This is a genomic window from Catenulispora pinistramenti (assembly GCF_018274385.1).
GTDB classification, from domain to species: domain Bacteria; phylum Actinomycetota; class Actinomycetes; order Streptomycetales; family Catenulisporaceae; genus Catenulispora; species Catenulispora pinistramenti.
This window is the reverse complement of sequence record NZ_JAAFYZ010000060.1, coordinates 1-14845: the sequence shown is the minus strand read 5'-3', so window position 1 is coordinate 14845 and position 14845 is coordinate 1. Positions and strand designations below refer to the sequence as shown.

15 protein-coding genes are annotated in these 14845 nt (G+C 69.7%); 5 read left to right on the top strand and 10 right to left on the bottom strand.

Annotated features, from left to right (window positions below):
• Nucleotide 1: 1 nt before the first annotated feature.
• From KGQ19_RS19030 to KGQ19_RS19000, 7 genes are all read right to left on the bottom strand, one after another.
• Nucleotides 2–1186 (bottom strand): glycosyltransferase family 4 protein, encoded by a 1185-nt coding sequence (locus KGQ19_RS19030; RefSeq protein ID WP_212010539.1) that lies wholly within the window; start codon nt 1184–1186, stop codon nt 2–4.
• A complete protein-coding gene (locus tag KGQ19_RS19025; RefSeq protein ID WP_212010538.1) occupies nt 1183–3591 on the bottom strand; it encodes a DUF2206 domain-containing protein in 2409 nt (802 codons plus the stop codon). The genes KGQ19_RS19030 and KGQ19_RS19025 overlap by 4 nt, the downstream gene beginning before the upstream one ends.
• Nucleotides 3592–3647: 56 nt before the next feature.
• Complete coding sequence (locus KGQ19_RS19020; RefSeq protein WP_212010537.1) at nt 3648–4826, bottom strand: glycosyltransferase family 4 protein; 1179 nt, start codon at nt 4824–4826, stop codon at nt 3648–3650.
• The gene (locus tag KGQ19_RS19015) at nt 4823–5380 is read right to left on the bottom strand and encodes a hypothetical protein (protein ID WP_212010536.1); all 558 of its coding nucleotides are present in this window, start codon (nt 5378–5380) and stop codon (nt 4823–4825) included. The genes KGQ19_RS19020 and KGQ19_RS19015 overlap by 4 nt, the downstream gene beginning before the upstream one ends.
• Nucleotides 5350–6216, bottom strand: a complete 867-nt coding sequence (locus KGQ19_RS19010) for a glycosyltransferase family 2 protein (protein ID WP_212010535.1) — start codon at nt 6214–6216, stop codon at nt 5350–5352. Before KGQ19_RS19010 ends, KGQ19_RS19015 begins: the two co-directional genes overlap by 31 nt.
• Before the next feature lie 195 nt (nt 6217–6411).
• The gene (locus tag KGQ19_RS19005; protein ID WP_212010534.1) at nt 6412–7173 is read right to left on the bottom strand and encodes a polysaccharide deacetylase family protein; all 762 of its coding nucleotides are present in this window, start codon (nt 7171–7173) and stop codon (nt 6412–6414) included.
• A 97-nt stretch (nt 7174–7270) separates the two neighbouring features.
• On the bottom strand, nt 7271–7531 hold the full coding sequence (locus KGQ19_RS19000) for a helix-turn-helix domain-containing protein (protein ID WP_212238062.1): 261 nt from the start codon (nt 7529–7531) through the stop codon (nt 7271–7273).
• 18 nt (nt 7532–7549) lie between these two features.
• Between KGQ19_RS19000 and KGQ19_RS18995 the strand changes: the two genes are divergently transcribed.
• Nucleotides 7550–7801 carry a hypothetical protein gene (locus KGQ19_RS18995; protein WP_212010532.1) on the top strand — a complete coding sequence of 84 codons (252 nt, stop codon included), beginning with the start codon at nt 7550–7552 and terminating at the stop codon, nt 7799–7801.
• 206 nt (nt 7802–8007) lie between these two features.
• On the opposite strand, the gene KGQ19_RS51940 is transcribed toward KGQ19_RS18995, so the two are convergent.
• Nucleotides 8008–8958: a LysR family transcriptional regulator gene (locus KGQ19_RS51940; protein ID WP_212010531.1), complete on the bottom strand. Its 951-nt coding sequence runs from the start codon at nt 8956–8958 to the stop codon at nt 8008–8010.
• Between the two features lie 126 nt (nt 8959–9084).
• Here KGQ19_RS51940 and KGQ19_RS18985 point away from each other — a divergent pair, with 126 nt between their 5' ends.
• Nucleotides 9085–9381 carry an SDR family NAD(P)-dependent oxidoreductase gene (locus KGQ19_RS18985; RefSeq protein ID WP_212010530.1) on the top strand — a complete coding sequence of 99 codons (297 nt, stop codon included), beginning with the start codon at nt 9085–9087 and terminating at the stop codon, nt 9379–9381.
• The gene (locus KGQ19_RS18980) at nt 9356–9799 is read left to right on the top strand and encodes a nuclear transport factor 2 family protein (protein ID WP_212010529.1); all 444 of its coding nucleotides are present in this window, start codon (nt 9356–9358) and stop codon (nt 9797–9799) included. Before KGQ19_RS18985 ends, KGQ19_RS18980 begins: the two co-directional genes overlap by 26 nt.
• Nucleotides 9800–9808: 9 nt before the next feature.
• Here KGQ19_RS18980 and KGQ19_RS18975 read toward each other — a convergent pair whose 3' ends face one another.
• Together KGQ19_RS18975 and KGQ19_RS18970 are read right to left on the bottom strand one after the other, a co-directional pair.
• Nucleotides 9809–10717: an amidohydrolase family protein gene (locus tag KGQ19_RS18975; protein ID WP_212010528.1), complete on the bottom strand. Its 909-nt coding sequence runs from the start codon at nt 10715–10717 to the stop codon at nt 9809–9811.
• A 27-nt stretch (nt 10718–10744) separates the two neighbouring features.
• Complete coding sequence (locus KGQ19_RS18970; protein WP_212010527.1) at nt 10745–11512, bottom strand: SDR family NAD(P)-dependent oxidoreductase; 768 nt, start codon at nt 11510–11512, stop codon at nt 10745–10747.
• A 271-nt stretch (nt 11513–11783) separates the two neighbouring features.
• On the opposite strand from KGQ19_RS18970, the gene KGQ19_RS18965 reads away from it, so the two are divergent.
• Nucleotides 11784–12641, top strand: a complete 858-nt coding sequence (locus tag KGQ19_RS18965) for an NAD-dependent epimerase/dehydratase family protein (RefSeq protein ID WP_212010526.1) — start codon at nt 11784–11786, stop codon at nt 12639–12641.
• 16 nt (nt 12642–12657) lie between these two features.
• Nucleotides 12658–13527 carry a LysR family transcriptional regulator gene (locus KGQ19_RS18960; RefSeq protein ID WP_212010525.1) on the top strand — a complete coding sequence of 290 codons (870 nt, stop codon included), beginning with the start codon at nt 12658–12660 and terminating at the stop codon, nt 13525–13527.
• Nucleotides 13528–14845 lie beyond the last annotated feature (1318 nt).

Sequence of the window (14845 nt, the reverse complement as noted above, 5' to 3'; positions counted from 1 at the left end):
GTCATCCCCGGTCGGCGGAACTCGTTTTCGGGTGGATCGCCGCGCGGTATGCCTCGATCAGCAGGGAAGCGTGGTCCGGCCACGCGAAACGCTCCACCGCGTACTCCCGGGCGTACTTGCCCATCTGCCGGCGCAGTTCGGAGTCCGCGGCGATCTCCCGCAGCCGGACGCGAAGCGTCTCCGTGTCCCGGTTCACCAACGATACGCGATCACGATCCAGGCCATAGGCCGCGTAGCCGGTGTCGTCGGTGGTCAGGACGGCGATTCCGGAGCTCATCGCCTCCTGGACGGTGAGCGGGAACCCCTCGGAGGTCGAGGGCAGGGCGAAGACGTCGCAGGCCCGGTAGACCGCGGCCACCTCGGCCGGGGCGAGGGAGCCGAGGTAGAGCACTGATTCCGCCGCTCCGGACAGCGCTCCGGACAGCGCTTCGGCCGGCCCGCCGGCGAACACCAGCCGGTAGCCCGGATCGGCCGCCGCGAGCAGCAGGTCGAAACCCTTCTTGGGCACGAACCGCCCGACGAACAGCACCAGCACGCCCGCCTGTGGCAGGCCCAGCCGCTCCCGCTCCGCGGCCTGCTCGGCGGCGTCCCGGATCGGCCGGAACAGCGTGGTGTCGACGCCGTTCGGCAGATGGCGGACCCGCTCCGGCCGCGCGCCGAGGCCGCGGGCGAAGGCCGCGACGTCGGAGTTCATGGTGAAGACGGACCGCGCGCCGCGCATGAGCAGCCGTCCGGCCGTCGCGTAGACGGCCTTCTGGACCAGGCCCACGGCGGCCGAGTCGTGGTGCACCAGCGCCACGTGCTGCGTGGCCACTATCGGGGTGTGGGTCAGCTTCGCCGCGGTGAGCGCGGCCCACGACGTCAGGTAGAAGGCATCGTGGATGTGCACGACGTCAGCCCACCGCGCCCAGTGCACCGCGCGGCGCAGCAGCTTCGGTCCCGGGATCGGGAACGGCACTCCGGCCTTGCGCTCCAGCCCGTTCCAGGCCCGGACCCGCACCACCCGGACCCCGTCCTCGACGGTGACGCCGCTCCGTTCCCCGCTGGTGAGCACGGTCACCTGCATCCCGGCGGCGGTCAGGTGCCGGGCTTCGGCGTGTGCGACGTTCTCTATGCCGCCCAGGTGCGGCGGGTAGTAGTGGCTGACCATAAGGACTTTGAGTGGTCCGGCGTCGTCGTGGCTCATCGGTAGATCTCCACTCCGGGGCTGACGTAGATCTTGTCCTTCAGGTCTTCGAGCAGAGCGGTCGGGTACACGTACGGCACCGCCGTGCCCCGATAGTCGATGGACGCCCGATCCTGGTCCACCTCCGCGTGCCCGAGCATGACGTAGCTCCCGGGTCGCAGCAGGAGCGGATCGACCGTGCCCTCGGCCGGACCGATGTAGACGCTCTGAATCCGCTCGAAGACGTCCTGGCTGGTCTGGAGCAGCATGGTCTGCTGCGCGTCGGGCGGGATGTGGTCGTACACGCTCTGGAGCCAGGCGGCCGCGTCCAGCTCCTCAGGGGTCGGGTAGTACTCGTCGTAGTACTGGCCGGAGTCCGACAGCGCGAGCTGCGGCGGATAGCCGCCGGTGAGGCGCGGTACGACGCCGGTGAGGTCGACCGCCATCACGGCCAGCACCGTCGCGAGCACCGGCGTCCGGTAGCGGCCGCACCAGCGCAGTGCCCAGAGCAGGCCGGCGGCCATGAACGGGCCGAAGAAGAAGATGCCTTGCTGCAGCGCGCGCAGGACGCTGTAATCGACCGTCAGCTGCGGCACGAGCGTCAGCAGGACCAGCACCGCGATCGAGCCCACGGCCAGCGCGGCCTGGTCCCGGCTCGGGGTCAGCTCGGCCCGGATCCGCCGGTAGCGCAGGCCCAGCAGGGCCACGGCCGTGCCGATCACCAGCAGCAGCTGGATCGCGGCGGCGATGCCGAAGCGGACCAGGCCGTTCAGGCTCGCCACCGGCAGGCCCAGGCGCTGCAGGCCGGTGCCGACCGAGGTCAACGGCAGGTCAGGGATGGCGGTGACCGGGGTCGGGGCCTTGTCGATCACGTCTTGCGGGTACAGCAGACCCTGGTCACGGTCGTGGGCGGTCGAAGCGCGGGTCTCGGCCAGGTAGGCGGCCATGCGCTGGTCGTCGGTGACGTGGGAGCCGCCGACCAGGCTGTTGCTGGTGTCGGCGGAGCCGACGTCCGAGGAGTGGCCGATGACCTCTTGCCAGGAGGAGAACAGAGTGCTGGTCAGTTGCCCGCTGGTGTGGGTGATCGGGCCAGCCCAGGCCACGGCCAGGACCGCGGTGAGGGCGACCAGCCAGACGGTGAGGAACGCCGGGGCGGCTGATCTCGGTTTCGCGGCCTCGTTGTCAGAGCTCTCAGAGCTCTCAGGGTTATCGGAGCTGTCGTCATCGTCGTCGCCGCTGTCGGTGACGTCGTCGACGTAGTCCCAGTCGCCGTAGTCCCAGATGTCGGCGGGGGCGCGCCGGCCGGCCCGGGTCCGCCGCCGCTCGCCGATCCGGTCCAGCAGCCGCCAGACCGTCGTGACCACCACCCCTGACCCCAGGACCATCACCAGCACATAGGCCGTCGCATAGTGCGCGAGCACGATCCCGGCCAGCAGGGGGATCATCGCGTAGCGCCGCAGCCGGGCGTCCCGGTGCTGCTCGGACATCACCACGGCCGCCGCGCCGAGGATGACGAACGCGATCTCCTGGCGTGCCATGTACGCCATGTCGGTGAAGAACGTCGGGAACGTCAGGAACAGCGCCGAGGACAGCAGGGCCACCTGCCGCGAGGCCAGGTTGTGGACCGACCGGAACAGGGCGACCGGCGCCACCGCGAACATCAGCGGGAACACGATCTTCCAGACCCCGGTGGCGGAGATCGCGGTGAGTTTGGTCAGTGCCAGCGGCAGCAAGGTGATGCTCAGGCAGGCGTTGTACGAGGTCGGATAGTCCGCGATCACCCAGTGTCCGCCGCCGAGGTTGAGCCGGTAGACCTCGTACTCGACCTGGATGTCGTGCCCGGTGATCAGCCACCCGCGCAGCGAGGTCAGCAGCAGCAAGGCGGCCGCGCCGAGGAAGACGCCCAGCTCCAGCACCTCGACCGCGTACCGGTTGTGCCGGATCAGCAGCAGCGCCAGCATCCCGGCGATCGCCGTGTATGCCAGCATGCTGGCTTGCGGGCCGAGTCCGTTGTTCAGCCGGGTGGCGCCCGCGACGGCCAGGACGACGCACAGCGCGCCGTAGCCCGCGACGATCCGCACGCCGGGCAGGCGTACCCGCCGGATCCGGGCCCACGTCCCCTGTCCGCACTCCGGGGACAACGAGCCGATCACCAGGTCGACCAACGCGAACCCGGCCGCCAGCGGCACCTCCGCGAGCGGTCTGCTGTAGCCGACCAGCGGTGCGCCGAAGTTCACGAGCAGCAGCACGGCGAAGTCGGTGACCACGGCGAAGCCGAAGGCGAGGAGCAGTGCGGAGTCCATCCGGGACACGACACGCCGTGCCAGGGCCACCCAGAACACGGTCGGCGCGCCGAGGATCAGCCACAGTCCGGCCAGGGTGGCCAGCGGGCCGGGGAGGTAGTAGGCGCCGAAGGAGGCGGTCACACCGGCGAGGACGACGCTCGCCAGGAGTGCCTTTCTGGCGTCCGAGCTCTCCGTCTTCAGAATCCCACCTGCTCGTAGACGTCCTCGATCGCGGCCACGACGCGGTCCCAGCGGCTGTCGGCGACCCGCGCCGCACCCGCCGCCGCCGGGGCGGCCAGCGCCGAGCGGTCCCGGGCCAGGCTGTCGATCGTGGTGGCCAGGGCTTGCGGGGTCGGCTCGACGAGCACTCCGACGCCTTGGACCGTCTCGATGTTGCCGGGCACCGCCGTGGCCAGCACCGGCAGCCCGGCGGCCATGGCCTCCAGCGCCACCAGCGCCATGCCCTCCCGGTCCGACGGCAGGACGAACAACTCAGCGTCCTCATACTCCTTGACCAGGTCCTCGCCGTGCTTGCGGCCGACGAACTCCACCCGGTCGTCCAGCCCGAGCCGGCTCGCCTGCGCCTGCAGGGCCTGGCGCAGGTCGCCGTCGCCGACGAGCCGCAGCCGCACCGGCTCGGTGACCCGCGCCATCGCGTCGAGGAGCCGGGCGACGTTCTTCTGGATGTCGAGGCGGCCGACGAACAGCAGCCGCAGCGGGTCAGGACTCGAACCGGTCGCAGGCTCCGTACTCGGCGCGCGCAGCGGCAGGAAGAACTCCTCGGCCACGCCGTTGGGGACCACGTGGACCAACGCCGGGTCCACGCCGTAGCGCTCGGCCAGGAAGTCGCGCTGGGACTCGGTGAGCACGATGACCCCGGCCGCGCCCCGGACGACCCGGCCGAACAGGTGCGTCTTGTAGAACGGCAGCAGGCGGCCGAGCGGTCCGGAGGCGTCGACCTCCATGTGGAAGTGCAGCAGGTACTTCAGGCCACGTATTCGGGCACTGATCCAGACCTGCTCCGGCACGACCGCCGTCGCGCAGTGCAGATGGATCACCGTGCCGCGCCGGATCCGCAGCAGCGAGCCGAACATGCCGGGGGCGAGCGAGGTGTGCGCGACGGTCAGCGCCCGGTGTCGCCGGACCTTGACCCCGCCCGCCTCGACCGCGCGGTGCGGCGCGCCGTCCGCCTTGTTGTCGGTGGTGACCACGCTGACGTCGTTCCGGGCCGCGAGCCGGGTGGCCAGGATCTGGACCACCTGCTCCAGGCCGCCGAGCAGCGGCGGGTAGTTCGGGGTGACCTGAACGATGTGTCGGCGCCTGCCCGGCGCGGAGCCGGTGGCGGGTATGTGCTCGGGGGAGCTCTGCTGGGTCATGCCACCGCGATCTTGTAGTGGAGGGTCTCGGTGCTGCCGTTGAGCGCGACCCACACGTAGTCGGCCTGGGGGTTGACGGGCATGCTGACGACGGCGCTCAGCGCCTGACCGTCCCACTTGAGGTCGGCGGTCTGGCTGTCGTCGACCCGGCCCTTGGCGTCGACCGTCCACACGCGGACGTTGTAGGTGTCAGTGCTCGTGTCGACGGCGTGCACGCTCACCGGCACGGTCAGGACGGTGCCGTCGACCCGCGGCGGTGAGGTGAAGTACAGGGCCGTGTAGGGCTGCGGCAGCCGGGTGAAGGAGTCTCGCAGCTGGGTGCGGATCGGCGGCAGCGCGAGCAGCACGCCGACGGCCGCGACCCCCGCCGTGCCGATCGCGAGCCGCCTGCGCTGCCGGGTGAGCCGGGACCGGATCGCGGACCAGGACCGCGGCGACTCGGCGTAGGGGGCAGCCGGTTCTGTGGTCGGCTGCGGCAGGGATCTCCGGAACCGCGCGGCGGACAGCCGGGTGATCACATCGCTCAGGCGGCCCTGCCGCTGCTGGGCTGGCATCCCGGTGTTGCTCCTTCTGCCGTTGCCACGTTCACCGTTGCCACGTTCGCCGATGAGACGTTCACCGAACGCATCGCCGGGAGCGGGACGCTCTTGGCCTGGGTCCGGACGGGGACTTCCTGGTCTTGCTGGGAATCGCCGGACGCCGGGCCGTCGTGCCGGATCCGGTGGCCGAACTGTTGCGCCAGATTACGAACACCGTCGCGCACTGAGTTGAGCTTCACATCGCCGCCGCGCACCCGGTACTCGATGGTCGTCTCGGCCACTTTATAGCCAGCGAGCACCACCGCGTTCTTGATCTCCTGGGAGAAGGCCATGCCCGGGGAGCGGACGTCCACTCCGGCCCAGACCCGCCGGTGGAAGACCCACATCCCGGACTGCGAGTCGCGGATGTCGTGCCGGAAGATCAGCCGGGAGAAGAAGCTCAGGATGTGGTTGGCCCAGAAGTGGGACTGCTTCATGGCGCCGCGGTTGCCCGAGTGCAGGCGATCGGTGGTCAGGAAGTCCGCGCCGGAGCTCTCCAGCTTGGCCAGCAGCTCCGGGAGGTAGTCGAACGGGTAGGTCCGGTCGGCGTCGCCGGAGGCGATCACCTCGCCGTCGGCGGCGGCGAAGCCGGCCTTGTAGGCGTTGCCGTAGCCCTGCTCGGGCTGGAACACGACTTGGGCGCCGCAGGACCGCGCGAGCTCCCCGGTCCCGTCGCTGGAATTGTTGTCCACCACGACGATCTTCGTCGACCAGCCCAGATCGGCCAACTCCGATACGGGTATGGAAGCGATAACCTCTTCAATGTTCCCAGCTTCGTTATACGCTGGAATTACTACCGACAGCGAACGCATTCGAGTCCCCCCAAGGGAAAGTCTGACGGTGGTACCCGCCCAGCCCTGCAGCCCGCAATGGCTTTTGGCGGAAGGTGTACGACAGCTTACGCGTGGTGAAGGTATTCGGGGGGCGGGAGAAGGAAAGGATTCTGAGACAGAATGTGAGTGATCGAATTCGCCACGGGCGCCGGGCCGGCGTGCGCGCCCTGGAGATCAGGCGGTATTCCGACCGGAAATCCGGCGGTGGAGCCGATACGTATACAGCATTTTGACAATATGCTTCGATGTATGGGCTTGGCCGACGTAGATCCTCGGCAGGGCCCGCGGCCCCAGGGACAGCCGGGAGATGATGGCGCAGGCGTAGTCGTAACCGGCCTCGGCCACCGCCGCGCGGGCCGCGGCGTCCATCGACCCGTAGGCGTAGCAGTAGCCGCTCACCGGTTTCCCGACGAGGTCTGACAGCTTCCTGCGACTGTCCGCGACCTCGGTGCGCAGCACCTCCGGGTCCGCGCCGGCCAGTGCCACGTGCATCGCGCCATGCGACCCGACCTCGAACCCGGCGTCGGCCCAGCGCCGGATCCCCGCCTCGTCCAGCAGCGGCCACGGCGTGCCCTCGTCCCACTCGTTCGCCCCGCCGATCCGGCCGGACAGAACGAAGGACGTCGCCGAGAATCCGAAGCGCTGCAAGACGGGCAGCGCGTGCTCGACGGCATCGGTGTAGCCGTCGTCGAAGGTGAGGCCGATCAGCCCGCGCGCCGACCCGGCGGCCCGGGCGGCGAGCAACTCGGCCACCGAGACGCCGCGCAGCCCGCGCCGGCTCAGCGTGGCCATCTGCTCCTCGAACCGCTCCGGAGTCACGGCCAGATCGTTCGGGTCGTGCGCCCGCACGCCCACCGAGTGGTACATCAAGATCAGCGGCAGGTGCGGCAGGCGCCGGCCTGACGCCGCCGAGTCGTGGGAAAGCGCTGCGGTCATTGGGTTTCCGACTCCAATACAAGTCGAAACGGCCGGGCTGCCAGTGGGCAGCATATGCCCAGGCGCGCCTGATCCGCGTCGCCGCAGAGCTCCACTATCAGCGGCGGTCGCCGCCACGGAGTTCGGACGTGGTCTTGCCGGTGCGGTCGCGCAGGAGCGAGCGCAGGGTGCGGGGGTGCTCGTAGCCGACTTTCCGGGAGATGGTCTCCACCGACATGTCGGTGGTGCGCAGCAGGTGGCAGGCTCTTTCGATTCTCAAGTCCTGGACGAAGCGGATGGGCGAGGTCCCGATGGTGCGCTGCACGGCGCGTTGCAGGGTTCGCTCGCTCACGCCGATCGCTTCGGCGGCGTCGGGCATGCTGAGGGGTTCGGCCAGGTGCTCGCGGGTCCAGATCAACCCGACGACGACTACGTCGAGGACATCACGTTCCGCGCGACCTTCCCGATCGGCCGGGACGACATCGCGGCGGTGGTCGAGGCCGGCGGCACCTATGGCAAACCTCCCCAGGCGTTCCCCACGGCACGGGCCTACGGCGCGTGGGCGGCCGACAGGCTGCTCCCGAACGTCATCAGGTTCGCCGGGGACCGTCGCGCTCTGGGACCCCTGGTGCGACGTTCAGAACGGTAAGGGCATCGTCGAGGACATCGCGTCCAACATCATCAAGATGGTCGTGAACCAGGACTTCTCCTCGGGGCTCACACCCGGGCCGGTCCTGGACTACTTCCCCTACCTCGCCCCGCCGCCGCAGGCCGGCCGACTCCCTCATGCCCCGAAGGGTGCACCGCCACCGGCGGTGCCACGACCTGCGACCTCCGCCTGGGAGGCTCGGACTCCTACGGATGGCCGCGCGGTTGGCTGAGCGGTTGGCCGAGCGGGTGGTGCGGGTCCGTGTGCGGAAGCCAAGCCCCCGCGGCGTCCAGGCCCAGCGTGCCGACGCCGTCCGTCAGGGCTTTGATCACGCCGCGGACCGCCGTGCGGGTCTCGTCGCGGCGGGCCACCAGCGACCAGGTCCAGTACGGCGCCGGACGGACGACCGGCCGCCGGGCCAGGTCCGGGGGCAGCGCGGCGTGCTGGCCCTTCGGTGAGTTGAGTACCGGCCGGCGCAGTCTGCGGACGTGTTCGAAGAACGCCGGCCCGGTGATGCCGCCGTCGTCGACGCGTTCGATGCGGGCGCCGGTGTCCCGGGCGAACTGGCTGGCGTAGAGGTTCCATGACGACCAGCTGTCCGTGTCGGCGTCCACGAGGACCACGGTGTCCTGCGCGGCGACCGCCGAGGTCTGCGTACCGGTGCTCACCGCGTACAGTTCATCGGCCCCGATCAAGGCCGCTTCGAGTTCGTACTCGGCCAGGTCGGCGGTCTGCACCCAGCAGATCGCCAGGTCGATGCTGCGCTCGGCGACCCGGGCGGCCTGGGCGTGCGAAGGCAGGACCCAGGCGTCCACCCGCAGGTCGGCGACCCCCGCGACTTGTTCGGCCAGGTCCGGCGGCCGCCAGTTGACGTACCCGAGGCGGACCGGCTCGCCGCCGGACAGACCTGCGGCGTGCCGGCGCAGCCGGTCGGCCTGTTCCAGGACCGCCCGCGCGTCTGTCAGCAGGACCTCGCCGGTCGAGGTGAGCGCCACCGAGCGGCGGTCGCGGTCGAACAACCGCACCCCGAGATCCCGCTCAAGCGCCTTGATCTGCTGGGACAGCGACGGACCGGCGATGCGCAGCCGGTCGGCGGCGCGCCCGAAGTTCAACTCCTCGGCGACCACGACGAAGTAGCGCAACTGACGCAGTTCCACCCCCTCATCCTACGGCCGCCTGCGGTGGGAGCCGGGGGCTCACAGCCGGAGGCAGCAGGTCGTGGCGTCGCGGCCGGCTGCGGACCGAAGATCGCCCTACCCCGATCCCGAAAGTGAGCCATCGCCATGGCCGGCAAGCAGAAGGTCGTCATCATCACCGGTGCCTCGCAGGGCATCGGCGCGGCGCTCGTCCCCGCCTATCGCAAGCTCGGATACGCCGTCGTCGCCAACTCCCGCGCCATCGCGCCCTCGGAGGACCCCGAGGTGCTGACGGTGCCCGGCGACGTGGCGGTACCCGGCGTCGGAGCCCGCATCGCCGCCGAGCCGCTCGCCCGCTTCGGGCGGATCGACTCGCTGGTCAACAACGCGGGCGGGCCACTGAGGAAGGCGAGTCAGCATGAACTCCACGAGTACGCCCACTAGCACTGCTACGACCACGGCTACCACTACGGCCCCGGCTGCAACTTCGCCGACGACCGCGGTCGAGAACGAGACGGCGCTCCGCGACGTCCTCGACCGCTGGAAGACCCACGTGGACGCGCACGAGCCCGAGCGCGTCGCCGCTCTCTTCACCGAGGAGGCGCTGTTCCAGGGCCTGCACCCATACAGCGTCGGGCGGCCCGGCGTCGCCGAGTACTACGCATCGCAGCCCCTCGGCATGACGGCCGACTACCAGATCCTCCACACCCGGCGCCTCGCCGATGCTCTGGTGCTCGGATACCTTCGCGTGTCCTTCGCGTTCACCGACCGTCCGACGCTCCCGGTGTATATCAGCGTTCTGGCCAAGAGGGAGTCAGAAGGCTGGTTCCTCGACCACTACCAGGTCTCGAAGCCGGACTGACACCGGTCTTCAGCCGATCGTGGCGCGCAGCCGGTCTTGTGTCTCGTGCATGAGGGCTCGTGCCTCGGTCGCGTGCGGCCCGGCCAGGACGCCGTCGCGTTTGGCGAACTCTCCGCCGACCAGGACCGTCTCGACGTCGGCCGGGCCGGCGCCGAGTCCGAGCATCGCGACCGGATCGCCGAAGCCGTCCAGGTGCGGCGAGCGCAGGTCGACGACGGCGATGTCGGCCTGCTTGCCGGGGGTGAGGGAACCGGTCTGGTCGGCCAGGCCGAGTACCTCGGCCCCGCTGAGCGTGGCCAGCCGCAGCATGTCCCGCTGGTGCAGGGCGACCTCGTGCACCATCGTGAAGCAGGGCCCGCGCAGTGCCATGCCCATGCGAAGTCTTCCGTGCTTTCCCGGTCCTGCGTGTGCTCCCGGTCCTGCGTGTGTTCCGGGTTCTCCGTGTGCTCGGTGCCCGCCGGGTCCTCCGGTGTCGCTGTCGGCGGGGAACTGCTCGTCGCGCATGCGCCGGGCGTCGAGCGGGTGCGGCGGGTTGGGATCGGTGCTGGCCGGGCCGGGGCCGCCGTAGAAGAAGACGCCGCGGATCCCGGATTCGCGCAGGCCGCGCAGATCGGCGTCGGCGTGGTCGGCCGACTGGAGCGCGTGGGCCCAGTCGCCGATCGTGGTGATGCCGGCGTCCAGTGCCTGCAACGCTCCCCACAGGGTGCCGGCGTAGATGTCGGCCGGGGTGTGTTTGAGGGAGATCCCGGTCAGGACGGCGGGGCCGTAGCCGTATCCGGTCATCTGCGGGGTGACGCCGTCGAGCACGCGCACGTCGCCGCCGGGGACGTCGCCGAGTGCGTCGTCGAACGTCACCACATAGCCGCCGGTGATCAGGATCTCGTTGGGCATGGCGGGCTCTTCCTCTCGGATCGTCATTTCAGACCGTCATTTCAGACCGTCATTTCAAATCGCTGTGCCGGTGAGCTCAGCGCAGTAGTCGAGCAGCGCGTCTTGAAGCGTCGCGTCCTGCGCCTCGGCGGAGACGAAGCGCTCTTGCCGGTGGTAGAAGTGCCGGCCGGTGACCATCGCGGCCGGGTCGTCGCTGACGGCGAGCCAGGCTTGAGTCACAGGGCCCTGATCCAGGTCGTCCGGCGCGCCGGGCCCGCCCATCCTCGTCGCGACCCACCCGGGTTCCACGGAGTTCGACAGCACGTCCGGCCATCGGCGCGCGACCCCGAAGGCGAGCAGGACATCGAACAGCTTGCTGTCGCTGTAAGCCTGCGTGCCGCTCCAGCGGCGGTCGGTCCACTGCGGATCGGACAGGTCCGGATCCCCGCTGCGGGCCAGGCCCGAGCTGAGGTAGACCAGTCGGCCGGGCCGCGTCATCAGCGCGGTCAGCAGGTAGGGCGCGAGGACGTTGATCGTGAACAGCTGGGACAGGCCGTCGACGGTCTGGACGCGGCGCGGCTCGCGAAAGCCGATGCCCGCGTTGTGGATGACGGCGTCGAACCGGCCCGCCGCGTTGGCCGCGGCGGCGAGCGATCGGATGCCGTCCAGCGATCCCAGATCGCCCACCAGCACGTTCTCGGCGTCGGGCACAGCGGCGCGGGCGTGCGCGGCCCGCTGGTCGTTGCGGGCGTGCAGAGTGACCGCGTGGCCCTGGCCGACCAGCAGTCGACCGGCCATCAGGCCGAGCCCGTCGGAGGATCCGGTGATCAGGATGTGAGCCATCGTTACACCTTCAGGAGAAGTGTTCGAGATTCCTCTCGGGCCGCTGTCGCGGCGACACATCCACTGTCGATCTCCCGACCTCGTGCTGTCCAAGACCTGTCGCGCGTCCTGTGATGCCGTCCGGGTATCTGCGCGGCATCTACGTGACGCGCGCGGCATCTGCGCGGCGTGATGCCTTACGGGCATCACAGAGCGTGATACAGGTCTTGGACGTCGGCGTCGATCAGGCCGCAGGGTGGAGACGAACCTGAAGAACGACGAGGGATGAGACATGAGGATTTTCCTGACGGGTGGATCCGGCTACATCGGCCGGGCCACGATCGCCGAGCTGGTGCGCCGCGGTCACGTCGTGGAGGCGCTGGCCCGCAGCGAGGGCTCGGCACAGGCCGTGACGGCAGCGGGAGCGGTCGCGGTGCGCGGCGGGCTGACCGACCTGGACGTGCTCAATCATGCGGCCGTACGTGCCGAAGCGGTGATCCACCTCGCGCAGGCCGACTCTGCGCAGACGGATCTCGCCGCGGCCACGGCCATGCAGGACGGCGTCGGAGCCGGAACCTACGTACACACCGGTGGCAGCTGGGTCTACGGCGACACCCACGGCGTGCAGGACGAGACCGCGTCGTGGAACCCGCCGAGCGTGGTGGCCTGGCGCGAGTCGGTCGAAGGCCAGGTCTTGGCGCGTGCCGCTGACGGCGGCCGTCCGGTCATCGTGCAACCGGGGCTGCTCTATGGAGGCGACAACCGGCTGATCGACCACTTCTTCATCACGCCGGGTAAACTGAATGGTGCCGTTCCGTATATCGGTGACGGCGCCAACCGCTGGGCGCTGGTGCACATCGACGACATAGCGACGCTGTATGCCGCCGCGCTCTCGGCGAAGGCGGGATCGGTCTATATCGGGGTCGGCGAGAGCCACCCGACGACGAAGGAAGTCGCCGAGGCGGCGGCGCGCGGCGCCGGGCTTGCGGGCAAGACGGCGTCGATCACAATGGAACAGGCCCGCGCCCAGATGGGGCCCATCGCGGACGCGTTCGCGCTGGACCAGCGCCTGACCTCGGCCAAGGCCCGCCGGGAGCTGGGCTGGGCACCGACGCACGACGATCCGCTCGAGACCTTCGAGCGGATCTGACATCCGAAGGAACCGCATGGACGTCGACCTGCGCAAGCTCCGCTACTTCCTCGCGGTGGCCGAGGAACTCCACTTCGGACGCGCCGCGGAGCGCCTGCACATCGCCCAGCCCGCGCTCTCCCGTCAGATCCGGGCGCTGGAAGGCGAACTGGGCGCGGAGCTGTTCATGCGGGACCGCCGCCACACCGAGCTGACACCGGCCGGCGAACAGCTGGTCCAGGAGGCCAAGCCGCTGCTGGCCGGTGCGGACGCGCTGCTGCGCCGGGTGCGCGCGGCCGGCGAGGGCCTCACCCGCTTCACGATCGGCTTCATGCCGGGGATCACGGTGACCCCGGTCGTCCGCCTGCTCCGCGAGCGCCATCCCGGGCTGGACGTGCGGATGCTGCGCACCGGCTGGCACGACCAGGTGGCGGTGCTCCACGACGCCCGCGCGCAGGTCGGCATCGTGCGGCTGCCGATCGACCCGGCGGGCCTGGAGATCAGGCCGCTGTTCACCGAGCCGCGGGTGGTCGTGGTGGCCTCGGCGCACCGCCTCGCGGGCAAGGAAGCCGTGCGCGTCGCCGACCTGGCGGCCGATCACCTCCTGCAGGACCCTGACGCGGTCCCCGAATGGCGTGACATCGCGGTGGAGCTGCGAACAGGCGACCGCCGCCCGGTACCGGCGATCCACAGCGTCGAGGAGAAGCTCGAACTCGTCGCCGGCGGACAGGGGATCGCCGTGATCCCGGCCTCCACCGCGAACTTCTACACCAGGCCGGGCATCGAGGTGATCCCGGTCGAGGATCTCGGCCCCAACCGGGTGGCCGCGGCTTGGCCTATCGGCCAGACCGGCGGACTGGTCGCGGAGTTCGTCGAGGCGGCTGTCACCCTTCTGCCGGAACAGTAGGCCTGCTCGGGTGGGGTTGTTCGCCGACGGTTGGGGTGGGGATGGCTGGCACGGCTTGTGAGCGGGCGGCAAGCACGACCGTGAGAAGGGCTGGCAGCAGTAGGAGTACGAAGACCGCAGAGTAGCCAGCTTGGTTGGTGCCGGTGCCGCACAGTTCTCTTTGCCTGCCGCGGCGAGCGGGTGCTGTCGTTCTGGCCGCACTGAGATTTCTTCGTTGCGTGACCGTGGCGGCGGTTGCGTGGGGTGGGTCCTGGCTGTGGGCTGTTCAGGGCTCGGATCCTCTTCTGGAGGTTGGGGTTTGTGGGCCGGGTTGCTGTTGGGTTGTGGGTTTCAAAGCTTTTTACGGCCTTCGGTCATGGTTGTGCCGGTTCGGGGTTCGGGTCGGCGGGTGTGTTTGTCGGCTGCCGGTTCCCGCGTTCACAACCCCGCCTCACCTCAGGCCTCTTCAACTCCGGCAGGTTGGAGCAAGGGCAAAGGGCCAGATCAAGAGCAAGAGCAAGATCAACGGCACAGGCAAGATCAAGAGATGAAGATCAAAGGCTGAAGGTCAAGGTCAAGGTCAAGGGCTGTGATGAACGGCCGGGCCTCCGGCGGGCCTCGGCAACCTCAGGGAAACTAGCGCGGTTCCCTAGGGTGGCCGGATCAGTCTCAGCGGCGGCGGTCCCTGGGGTGGTTGCGGTCCGTTCCCCTCGGTCGCGTCGTCAGCCCGGGGGGTACAGCACCGGTGTCCGGGGGTAAAGTCCGCGCGCGGCGGACATGCAGGTAGGCGGCGGTTTCGCGCAGCGCGAACTTGACCCCCGGCCACCGGCACTGTAGGCGAAGCCCTGCCGACGCGACCGAGGGGAACGAACCGAAAACCGACCGGAAGAATGGCAAGGCCCAGTGGTTCGGTACCGGCGGCTCGGCGAGTTCGGCCGCCGGTCTGGAGCTGGCAGCGCGACAGTCCCGAAGGTGCGCATTCTGGGCTGGCGGGTGCGGACCGGCCCGACTGCCGAGATGGACACCGGCCGACAGCGGATTGACCTCGCCGCCAAGGCCGATGCTGCGGACATTGAGGTCTACCAGGGATATCAGCAGCTGGCGGTTGGCTGTTGTGGCACATGCCCCATATCGCGCTGCACTGCACCCGGGCGTGTTCTCGACTAACTGACCACCGACCCGCCACCACGCCCTCACCGGCAGCCGCACCATCCAACCGGTGTCCTCGTTCCCTGCGTTTTGTATTTCTCCGGCTGGTTTTCGGTTCGTTCCCCTCGGTCGCGTCGGCAGGGCTTCGCCTACAGTGCCGGTGGCCGGGGGTCAAGTTCGCGCCATACGA

What these genes read in the sequence shown, in the direction of transcription:
- KGQ19_RS19030 (WP_212010539.1), bottom strand. Translation starts at nt 1,186, where the DNA reads ATGAGCCACGACGACGCCGGACCACTCAAAGTCCTTATGGTCAGCCAC.
- KGQ19_RS19020 (WP_212010537.1), bottom strand. Translation starts at nt 4,826, where the DNA reads ATGACCCAGCAGAGCTCCCCCGAGCACATACCCGCCACCGGCTCCGCG.
- KGQ19_RS19015 (WP_212010536.1), bottom strand. Translation starts at nt 5,380, where the DNA reads ATGCCAGCCCAGCAGCGGCAGGGCCGCCTGAGCGATGTGATCACCCGG.
- KGQ19_RS19010 (WP_212010535.1), bottom strand. Translation starts at nt 6,216, where the DNA reads ATGCGTTCGCTGTCGGTAGTAATTCCAGCGTATAACGAAGCTGGGAAC.
- KGQ19_RS19005 (WP_212010534.1), bottom strand. Translation starts at nt 7,173, where the DNA reads ATGACCGCAGCGCTTTCCCACGACTCGGCGGCGTCAGGCCGGCGCCTG.
- KGQ19_RS19000 (WP_212238062.1), bottom strand. Translation starts at nt 7,531, where the DNA reads ATGCCCGACGCCGCCGAAGCGATCGGCGTGAGCGAGCGAACCCTGCAA.
- KGQ19_RS18985 (WP_212010530.1), top strand. Translation starts at nt 9,085, where the DNA reads ATGGCCGGCAAGCAGAAGGTCGTCATCATCACCGGTGCCTCGCAGGGC.
- KGQ19_RS18980 (WP_212010529.1), top strand. Translation starts at nt 9,356, where the DNA reads ATGAACTCCACGAGTACGCCCACTAGCACTGCTACGACCACGGCTACC.
- KGQ19_RS18975 (WP_212010528.1), bottom strand. Translation starts at nt 10,717, where the DNA reads ATGACGATCCGAGAGGAAGAGCCCGCCATGCCCAACGAGATCCTGATC.
- KGQ19_RS18970 (WP_212010527.1), bottom strand. Translation starts at nt 11,512, where the DNA reads ATGGCTCACATCCTGATCACCGGATCCTCCGACGGGCTCGGCCTGATG.
- KGQ19_RS18965 (WP_212010526.1), top strand. Translation starts at nt 11,784, where the DNA reads ATGAGGATTTTCCTGACGGGTGGATCCGGCTACATCGGCCGGGCCACG.
- KGQ19_RS18960 (WP_212010525.1), top strand. Translation starts at nt 12,658, where the DNA reads ATGGACGTCGACCTGCGCAAGCTCCGCTACTTCCTCGCGGTGGCCGAG.